The following is a 9,216-nucleotide window of genomic DNA, read 5'->3' as shown; positions in this document are numbered from 1 at the left end:
TAGAGGACGTCCGCGCGTTCGGCGAGAGCCACCCCACGCTGCGCCGCCGCTTGGCGGAGATCGTGGGTGGCGAGGCGCCCGGCCCCCTGGCGCAGGCGCGCCGCGCCGGCCTCCGGCTCGGCGCGCCGGGCCCGTGGGGTCCGGGGCGGGGCCAGGGCTGGGGCCAAGAACGGAACCAAGGCTGGGGCCCGGCCCGAGGTCACGGCCGGGGGCTCCGCTGAGCACCGGCCCGCTCGCCGCCAGGCCGCGGAACCGCCCCCCTGCCGGGGCGGTTCCCGCCCGACGGCCGCTCGTTAGGCCCACTTCCGGGGCCTTCCCGAACCCCATCGCCCCCACCCGGCTGCAACCACTTGACGGATAACGCATACGGCGGTAGATTGAAGATATCGGACGCGCGAGAGCGCGTCCTTCTTGTTTGACCCACGGGTCGGCACGACGGCTTGGGAGAACGGGTTGGACCCACGGGGGGACCGACGGCTCGTAGCGCCCGTCGCGACCGCGGCCGGGGGCCGGGGCCCGGGTCAGCCCGCCCCGCGCCCTTCCTCGAACGCCGCCGTCCACTCCGTCGTCGCTCGCCGCCAGTTCGCCGTGGCGACCTCCAGGTCGAGGTCGCCGTCGACCACGCGCCTCACGCTGTCGTCGCCCGTCAAGGCGTCGACCAGGTAGCCGGTCACGGGTTCGTGCCACGGCTCGCCGGCGCCGGGCAGCCGGCTCCACGGCTTGTGGGCGGCGAGCGTCCAGACGAACTCGCGCGGGTGGCGGGCGCGCACGTGACGCAGCACCCCGGCCACGGCGGTCAACGGCCTGAGCGCCGCGGCGTCCACCACGTGAAGCTGCACGCCGCTGCAAGTCCGCCCGGCGTGGGTGTCGCTGCGCGGCAGGTAGGTGAGGGGCCTGAACAGCAGGCCCGGCACCTGCAGCTCGTTCAGCTCGGCCGCCAGGGCGTAACCGTCGAGCCACGGCGCGCCCAGCAGTTGGAACGGCAGGGTGGTGCCGCGACCCTCGTTCAGGTTGGTGCCCTCGAGCAGCACCAGCCCCGGGTAGAGCGCCACCGCGTCGGGGGTGGGGAGCCCCGGCGAGGGTGGCACGAACGGGCGGCGGGCCGGCACGGCCGCCTCGCCCACGCCCACCACGGCCAGGTCGACGCCGCTCGCGCGCGTGCCCCACGCCACCACCTCGCCCATGGTGCGGCCGTGCTGGAACGGCACGTCGAGGTAGCCGAGGAAGGAGCGGCGGGCCGGGTCGAGCAGCGGCCCGTCCACCCTGGCGCCGAGGGGGTTGGGGCGGTCGCACAACACCACGCGCGTGCCCGCCTCGGCCGCCGCCTCGCACACGAGGGCGGCCGTGGTGGCGTACGTGTAGCAGCGCACGCCCACCTCCTGGACGTCGATCACGACGGCGTCGACGTCGGCCAGGACCTCGGCCCGCGGGCGGCGCCGCGGCCCGTAGAGGCTATGCAGCGCGAGGCCCGTGCGGGCGTCGCGCCGGTCGTCGATCGGGGTTGCGTCGTCCTCGAAGCCGCTGAAGCCGTGCTCGGGCGTCAGGAGCCCGGTCAGCTCGAGGTCGGGGTGGTTCCGCAGGGCCTCGAGCGTCGGCCGGCCGTCGGCCGTGAGGGAGGCCTGGTTGGCGAGGAGCAGGAGGCGCGGGCCGGGGAGGTACCGCTCGGGCGCGGCGAGGAGCGCGTCGATGCCGTAGCCCTTCATCCCTTGACCGCCCCGGCGGTCAGGCCCGCGATGAACTGCCTCGACATGACGAGGTAGACGACGAGGAGCGGCAGGCTGGCGAGCACCATGCCGCTGAAGACGAGGCTCCAGTCGATGAGGTGCTGCCCGAAGAAGATCTGCATGCCGAGCGGGATCGTCTTCCAGCGGTCCGTGGTGAGGAACAGGAGCGGGAAGAAGAAGTCGTTCCACCACGGCACGACGTTGACGATCACGACCGTCGCGAGCCCCGGTTTCACGAGTGGCAGCATGATGCGGTAGAAGGTCTGCCACTCAGTGCAGCCGTCGATGCGGGCGGCGTCCTCCAGCTCGCGCGGCAGGTTGCGGAAGAAGACGGAGAGGAGGAAGACGGCCATGGGCATCCCGGAGGCCGTGTAGGTGAGGACGAGGGCGAACGGCGTGTCTATCAGGCCCAGGTCGCGCATGAGGAGGTAGAGGGGGAGGATGCCCAGCCGGATGGGGATCATGATGCCGGCCAGGAAGAAGATGAACAGGAAGGTGCGCAGCCCGAACGTGTAGCGCGCCAGCGCGTAGGCCGCCGGCGCCGCGCTGGCGATGAGCAGTAGGGCCGAGGCGCCCGTCACGATGACGCTGTTGCGCAGGTAGAGCCCGAAGTGGGCGCGTTGCCACACGGTGGCGAACCCCTTGAAGGTGAGCGCCTCGGGCAGCCCGAACGGGTTGCGGAAGATCTCGGGCGTGGTCTTGAAGGCCGTCAGCACCATGAGCAGCACGGGGTAGAGGAAGACGAGCGCCATGAGCGCCAGGAACAGGTAGACGAAGGTGGTGGGGAGGGGCCGGGCGCGCACGTCAGTACTCCGTCTGCCGGCGCGTCATGAAGCGCACCCCGAGGACAGAGACGATCCCGATGATCACGAGCATCAGCACCCCGATGGCGGCGGCGAGCCCGATCTGGCCGGGCTCCCCGCCCGTGGTGGGGTCGCCGAACGCCGTGCGGTAGAAGAACGTGGCGAGCAGGTCGGTGGCGTAGGCGGGCGAGCCGGAGGCGCCCTGCATGACGAAGACGAGCTCGAACGCGTTGAAGTCCCAGATGAAGGTCAGGATGGTGACCATGGTCAGCGACGGGAGCAAGAGCGGCAGGGTGACGAAGCGGAAGTTCTGCCACGGGTTGGCGCCGTCCACCAGCGCCGCCTCGTTGAACTCGCGCGGGATGGCCTGCACCGCGGCCAGGTAGACGAGGATGGGGAAGCCGAGCCAGGCCCAGCCGTTCACCAGCACCACGGCGGTGAGGGCGGTGGAGCTCTGGCCCAGCCACGGCTGCACGGCGCCGTCCAGGCCGACGCGCTTGAGCCCCTGGGCGAGCGCGCCCCAGGTGGGGTTGAGGAGCATGCGCCACAGGAAGCCGACCACCACGAGCGAGAGGGTGTGCGGCAGGAAGTAGACGGCCTGGAAGAACGCGAAGCCGCGGCGCTTCTGGGCCAACAGGACCGCCACGAAGAGTCCGAGCGTCGTCTGGATGGCGAACGTGACGGCGAAGAAGTAGGCGTTGTGCCCGAGGGCCGACCAGAAGCGCTCGTTGTAGGGCCAGCGCGTGAGGACCGACACGAAGTTCTTGAGCCCCGCGAAGCCCTGGCGGATGAAGCCGTCCCACTCGAAGAGGCTGTAGCTCAGGGACGACAGGAGCGGGTAGGCCATGAAGAGGCCGTAGATGATGGTGGCGGGGGCGAGGAAGAGCACGAGGTGCCCGTTCCTGCCCCACCAGTTCCTGCGGTACCGCATGCTCGTCTCCTGTCGCGTCGGGGTCGTGAGGCGCGGGCGTCAGGCGGCGACCGGCCGTCCGCCGCCGGCCGGTTCCCCAGCGCCAGGGGGCGCCGCTCCGTCAGGCGCGGCGCCCCCTGGGCCTACGGCGGTCGCCTGTCAGCGACCGGCGGTCACTGGAACGGCGCGAACCACTCCGCCACGCCGCGCTGGATGTTGTTGACCACCTCGGCGAGGCTCTTGTCGCCGGCCATGGCGCCCTGCATCTCGTTCTGCAGGAGCGTGGAGCCGCTGGGCTGGCCGAACCGGAAGGCGGTGAGCATGAGGTACGGGGTGCCTTCGCTGGTCATCAGCCCGACCATCTCGGCGAGCGGCTTGCTGGTGGGCACGGTGCCCGGCACGGCCGAGATCTGCTGGAGCGTGTCGGTGAACATCTGGCCGTACTCCTGGCTGGCTAGGAACTCGATGAACTTGAGGGCCTCGGCCTGGTGGGGGCTGGCGGCGTTGATGCCGTACGAGCCGTCGACGTAGTAGCTGATGCAGCTCGGGGTGGCGGCGTCGTCGGCCGGCACGGGGAACGAGCCGATCTGCAGGTCGGGGTTGAGGCTGGCCATGTTGCCGAGCTCGTAGGAGCCGCCGATCAACATGCCGGCCTGCTCGAACGCGAAGATGGTCTGCATGTCGGTGTAGCCGACGCCCATGTAGTTGTCGGCCATGTACGGGCGCAGGTCGAGCATGCGCTGGAGCGCGGCGCTGAAGCGTTGGTCGAGGAAGTTGGTCTTGCCGGCGGTGATCTCCTCGAAGAACGGCGTGCAGCCGTAGTAGGTAGGAGCCACGCCGCCGAACAGGGTCTCGACCGTCCACGGGTCCTTGGCGCCGTTGGCGAGGGCGTAGACGCCGGAGGCCTTGAGGGCGTCGCCCACGGCGAGGAACTCGGCCCAGGTGGTGGGCTCGGTGAGGCCGAGGCGTTCGAACATGGCCTTGTTGTAGAGGACCTGGACGGTCTGCAGCGCGAACGGCACGCCGTAGACCCCGCCGTCGGCGCGGTTGGTGGCGCCGAGCAAGATGCCCTTGTCGAACCCTTCGAGTGCCGTCACCTTGCCGTCGAGGCGCGTGAGGAGCCCGGCGCCCGCCAGCGCCTCCATGCCGCCGTAGGCGCGCAGGTGGACGATGTCCGGGCCGCCGCCGCCCTGCAGCGCGGTGGAGAGGATGGTGTTGTACTCGGTGTTGAGGTAGGGGGTGAAGGTGACGTTGATGTCGGGGTTCTCGGCGTGGAACGCGGCGATGAACTTCTCGTAGGCCGCCACGTCCTCCGTGCGCCAGCTCCAGAAGGTGAGGGTGGTCTCGGCCACCGCGGTGGCGAGGAGCGCCGCGGCGACGGCGAGTGCGAGGGAGCGGAAGGCACGCTTCATGGTTGCTCTCCTTACTGTCCGGTGAGCCACGCAGGTCGCCGACCCGTCCGGTTGCTCCGTGGCTCGCGTTTTCCTACACCCTGCTTTATACCTATCACATACCACTTGCGTCAACGGCACCGGCGGGCGCGTGCCGAACGCCGGTCGGCCATAACGCGGCGCCGGTCGGTCCGGCCTACGCCGTAACGCTCCCGGTTCCGACGCCCTACCGACCATGTGCCTGCGCCAGGGTGCTGTGTACCAGGCCCGTAGTCAGGTCAAGGCCGAACGTCCCCGCCAAGACCTATAACTGGACATGCGGGTCTAAGTATGTCGGCTGGTCGCCGCGGTACAGCAACCAATCCCCCGCCCGAGGCGACCAAGGGAGGAGCAACACCGTATGCAGAGGTCGATCGACCTGACCCTCTCGGTAGTGGCGAGCATCCTGAGCTTCGCGCTCTCGTGGCCATATTGGCGCTCGTTCAGCTACTTCGCGGAGTCGACCACGGCGTGGTGGATCTACTTCGCGCTGGGGTTCGTACTCGCCATCTTCGTCTTCTACGTCTTCTTCAGGACCCTGCGGGCGCTGTTCATGCACGAGGGCCACGACCACGGGGCGCATGACCACGGGGCGCACGACCACGCCGGGCACGATCACGGTCACGGCGACCACGCCCACGGCGACCACGGCGCCGCCGGAGCACACTGATGGCCGACGACTACCCCATCTCCCCCATCGAGTACGCGCGGCGCCGCACCTCGCTCCTCGTCCTGGCCTTCATGATCGTGGTGTTCATCATCCTCTCCGCCTTCTCGTTCGTCGGGTCGCGCGGGCAGGTCACGCCCGACACCGTCCAGTACGCGGGCGAGCACGAAGCCATCGACGGCAAGCGCGTCTTCCAGGCCTACAACTGCATGGGCTGCCACACCATCGTGGGCAACGGCGCCTACTTCGGCCCCGACCTCACCGACACCTACGAGGCCGCCGGCCCGGCCTGGATAGCGGCGTTCCTCCCATCCGCCGGCACCTGGCCCACGGAGGCGGCGCTGCGCGTGCAGCTCGCCAACCCCAAGGTCGCTGCCGAGACGGGCATCACCGACCTCGCCGCCTACTACGAACGGTTCCCGGGCGCCAAGGAGCGCATCGAGCGCCGCGGCGGCCTCGACACCTTCATGCCCAACCTGCCGTTCACGGCGCAAGAGGTCCAAGACCTCATCGGCTTCCTCAAGTACACGTCGCTGATGGACACGGAGGGCTGGCCCCCCACTCCCAAGGTGAACGGGCTCGAGCACCCCATGGCCGCCAAGTCGCTCGTCGCGGTCGCGGCGACGACGGCAGCGCCCGCGACCACGCCCGCCGCCCCGAGCGCGCCCACCCAGGCGGCCGCCGACACCGCCGCGGAGGGCAAGCAGCTCGCCGAGCAGTACGGATGTCTCGCCTGTCACGCCACGGACGCCGCCAGCAAGGTCGGGCCGGGCTGGGGTGGCATCTACGGCACCACCACCCAGCTCGAGGGCGGCGGGACTGCCCTCATCGACGAGGCCTACCTGAGCGAGGCGATCACCGCGCCAGACGCTCAGATCGTGGCCGGCTACCCCAAGGGCGTCATGCCCTCGTACGCCAACGTGCTCGCGCAGGGTGAGGTCGACGCGATCGTGGCCTACATCCGTTCCCTGGAGTCGCAATGATCAAGTACGGAACGCAACGCCTGGCCCTGCGCTTCTACGTACTGATGCTCATCCTGTTCCTCGTGCAGGTGCTGTTCGGCGTCCTCGTCTCCATGCAGCAGGCCGATCCCACGCTCCTCGCCGGCATCATGAACTTCAACATCTCCAGGGCGCAGCACGTCAACTTGGGGGTCCTCTGGATCCTGTCGGGTTTCATCGGCACCATCCTGTTCGTGGGACCACTACTCTCGAAACGTGAGCTGGCGGCTCCCTGGCTCATCAAGTTCCTGTTCGTGGCGCTGGTGGCCGTCACCGCCTGGAACAGCACCAGCATCTACTTCGCCCAGAAGGGCGTCGCCGGCTGGTGGCTGGGGCAGCCGTGGATCCAGGAGGGCCTCGAGTACCTCGAGGCCGGGCGCGTGGCCGACGTGATCATCCTCATCGGCTTCGCCATCCTCGCCTACATCGTCTGGCGCACCTTCCCCAACTGGCGGCACTGGAACGAGATCCATGGCGGCCTCGCCATCGGCGTGCTCGCGCTCACCGTCATGTGGGTCTTCGGCATGTTCTTCGTCGGCCGCATCGACCTGCAGGAGTACTTCCGCTGGTTCGTCGTCCACTACTGGGTGGAGGGCGTGTGGGAGGTCATCCACATCAGCCTCATCGGCATCCTGCTGGTGCTGATGTTCAAGGCCAGCGTCAAGGCCGTGGGCTACGCCGTGTTCTGGGGCGTGGTCCTCGTGTGGCTGAGCGGCTTCCTCGGCAACGCGCACCACTACTTCTGGGTCGGCACGCCGGAGTTCTGGCAGTTCTGGGGCTCGCTCTTCTCGGCCCTCGAGCCGCTGCCGCTCATCCTCTGCTTCTGGCACATGTACCTGGACGCGCACCACGACCGCAAGCCGCTCGAGAACGCCCCGGCGTTCTACTTCCTGCTCGGTTCGGCGGTGCTCGAGATGGTCGGCGCCGGCATCCTCGGCTTCACCATGACCTTCGCCGTCACCAACGTCTGGTCGCACGGCACCTGGGTCACGCCCAGCCACGCACACCTGGCCATGTTCGGCACCTTCGGCATGCTCGGCCTCGGCGCCGCCTACTACGTCATCCCGCACATCCGCAAGGCCACCAACTTCGACCAGCGCTTCGGCCAGCTCGCCTTCTGGCTCGTGTTCATCGGCATGCTCGGACTGGCGTTCGCGTTCGCCATCGGCGGCACGGTGCAGGTCTTCGTCTACCGCACCCTGGGCCTCGACTGGTTCGGCGGCGACGTGTTCCCGGCCATGGGCCTCTACAAGGCGATGCTCCCGGCGTTCGGGTTCCTGTTCCTCGTGGGCGTGCTGGTCATCGTCTTCGACCTGCTCACGCTCGGCCACCGCGTGCGCGTTCGGGAGGCGGCGGGCGCGGTCGCGCCGTACACGCCGCCCACCAGCGGTTGGAGCCGGCCCCTCACCGGCTTCGAGGCCGGCATATGGCTGACGGCCATGTGGATCTTCGGGTTCATCATCACGTTCGGCCTGCTCAGCTTCAACCTGCCGCGCGTGCAGCTCGGCGACCCGACGCTGCCCTACCTGGCGGCCGGCGTCGGTTACCCGGGCCTGCTCCTCACGACCTGCCTGTTCGTGTGGCGCTTCCTCGCCTCCCTCGGCGCGCGCGAGCGCGCGTCGCAGGCGACGATGGAGCGCGGCGCCATCCCGGCCGCCACCGACTGATCCGAGGCTGTTACAGTCGAGAGGACGCGGAAGGGCAGCACCCCGCATCGGGGGTGCTGCCCTTCCGCGCTGGGTTCGGACTACAACCGTTCCAGCAAGTCGCACGTCCCATCGACCCGAGAACGCCCATCGGGAACAACCCCGGGAAGCGATCGGGACCCTCCCACCGGAGAGAAGACGGATGCAACGAATGGCTTTGGAGGAGTTCCTGCGGGTTTACGACCTGTACGACAAGGGCGTGGACGCGATCACGCAAGATGACGCCGGACGGGTGCGGTTCGTCTTCGACCTGTTCCACTGCGACGACCCGCAGCGCGACGACGAGGCGAAAGAGTACCTGCTGACCGCGACGTTCCGGCCGCAGGATGTGGTCGTCCACGAAGGCGCGCTTTACCACGAGGAAGGCGGATGGCTGGGCAAGGTTCTGGACCTTCAGGAGGCTCCTGCACCAGTGCGGATGGGCATAGAATGGTGGAGCCTCAGGCTTCCCGGCATCGTCACTTCATGGACCAGTCTGTCGCTGCTTGGTGGGCCGATCCAAGCGGAGGAAACCATCAGCGACCGTTGAGGGGCGTGCCGGATGCGGAGATCGACATCCGTCCTGGTTCTGCTGCTGGTTCTCGACGCAGCGAGAGGGTCTGTAGGCCGCGCCCATGGGCCCGCTGCGGGGCGCTGGGAACGAGACGGGACGGTCTCACGCGATCCGTCAGGACCGTCCTCCAGTTCGGCGCTTGACAAGCCTCCGCCGCGCGTGCGATGTTCCCCCTAATCCATAGTGAACCACTATGGATTAGGTTCCGGGACCCGGACGCGGGTCACGACCCCACGCGAAGCCGCGCCCCGGACCGGTCGGGGTGCTGCCGCCAGGAGGCTCGCATGCGCACCAGCGCGAACGATAACCGCGCGACAAGCACCCGCGGTAGCTCCACTCAGCAACGCCACGCCCGCGTCCGGCCGACGGCCGCGGCCCTCGCCCTCACCCTCGCCCTGGTCGGCGCCGCCACGGCCCAGACG

At 69.2% G+C, this 9,216-nt stretch carries 7 protein-coding genes and 1 pseudogene; 4 read left to right on the top strand and 4 right to left on the bottom strand.

The window, feature by feature from the left end:
* Positions 1 to 521: 521 nt before the first annotated feature.
* From H3C53_10425 to H3C53_10410, 4 genes are all read right to left on the bottom strand, one after another.
* Entirely contained in the window at positions 522 to 1,703 is a 1,182-nt protein-coding gene (locus H3C53_10425; protein ID MBW7917081.1) for a DUF1343 domain-containing protein, read from the bottom strand.
* On the bottom strand, positions 1,700 to 2,476 hold the full coding sequence (locus tag H3C53_10420; protein MBW7917080.1) for a carbohydrate ABC transporter permease: 777 nt from the start codon (positions 2,474 to 2,476) through the stop codon (positions 1,700 to 1,702). The genes H3C53_10425 and H3C53_10420 overlap by 4 nt, the downstream gene beginning before the upstream one ends.
* Before the next feature lie 52 nt (positions 2,477 to 2,528).
* A complete protein-coding gene (locus tag H3C53_10415; GenBank protein ID MBW7917079.1) occupies positions 2,529 to 3,458 on the bottom strand; it encodes a sugar ABC transporter permease in 930 nt (309 codons plus the stop codon).
* A gap of 152 nt (positions 3,459 to 3,610) precedes the next feature.
* Positions 3,611 to 4,849 carry an extracellular solute-binding protein gene (locus H3C53_10410; GenBank protein MBW7917078.1) on the bottom strand — a complete coding sequence of 413 codons (1,239 nt, stop codon included), beginning with the start codon at positions 4,847 to 4,849 and terminating at the stop codon, positions 3,611 to 3,613.
* A 379-nt stretch (positions 4,850 to 5,228) separates the two neighbouring features.
* Here H3C53_10410 and H3C53_10405 point away from each other — a divergent pair.
* The 4 genes and pseudogenes from H3C53_10405 to H3C53_10390 all read left to right on the top strand — a co-directional run bounded on the left by H3C53_10405 (position 5,229) and on the right by H3C53_10390 (position 8,770).
* Positions 5,229 to 5,429, top strand: a pseudogene (locus tag H3C53_10405) (hypothetical protein).
* Positions 5,430 to 5,599: 170 nt separating this feature from the next.
* Positions 5,600 to 6,517, top strand: a complete 918-nt coding sequence (locus tag H3C53_10400; protein MBW7917077.1) for a c-type cytochrome — start codon at positions 5,600 to 5,602, stop codon at positions 6,515 to 6,517.
* Positions 6,514 to 8,202 (top strand): cbb3-type cytochrome c oxidase subunit I, encoded by a 1,689-nt coding sequence (locus H3C53_10395; GenBank protein MBW7917076.1) that lies wholly within the window; start codon positions 6,514 to 6,516, stop codon positions 8,200 to 8,202. The genes H3C53_10400 and H3C53_10395 overlap by 4 nt, the downstream gene beginning before the upstream one ends.
* Positions 8,203 to 8,392: 190 nt before the next feature.
* Positions 8,393 to 8,770, top strand: a complete 378-nt coding sequence (locus H3C53_10390; protein ID MBW7917075.1) for a hypothetical protein — start codon at positions 8,393 to 8,395, stop codon at positions 8,768 to 8,770.
* Positions 8,771 to 9,216: the final 446 nt, after the last annotated feature.

It is taken from the genome of Trueperaceae bacterium, assembly GCA_019454765.1.
Taxonomy (GTDB): domain Bacteria; phylum Deinococcota; class Deinococci; order Deinococcales; family Trueperaceae; genus JAAYYF01.
The sequence above is the reverse complement of the archived record's forward strand: the minus strand, read 5'-3'. Positions and strand labels throughout refer to the sequence as shown.

Coding starts and splice junctions, on each gene's coding strand:
- H3C53_10390 (MBW7917075.1), top strand. CDS start 8,393: ATGGCTTTGGAGGAGTTCCTGCGGGTTTACGACCTGTACGACAAGGGC.
- H3C53_10415 (MBW7917079.1), bottom strand. CDS start 3,458: ATGCGGTACCGCAGGAACTGGTGGGGCAGGAACGGGCACCTCGTGCTC.
- H3C53_10395 (MBW7917076.1), top strand. CDS start 6,514: ATGATCAAGTACGGAACGCAACGCCTGGCCCTGCGCTTCTACGTACTG.
- H3C53_10425 (MBW7917081.1), bottom strand. CDS start 1,703: ATGAAGGGCTACGGCATCGACGCGCTCCTCGCCGCGCCCGAGCGGTAC.
- H3C53_10410 (MBW7917078.1), bottom strand. CDS start 4,849: ATGAAGCGTGCCTTCCGCTCCCTCGCACTCGCCGTCGCCGCGGCGCTC.
- H3C53_10420 (MBW7917080.1), bottom strand. CDS start 2,476: ATGGCGCTCGTCTTCCTCTACCCCGTGCTGCTCATGGTGCTGACGGCC.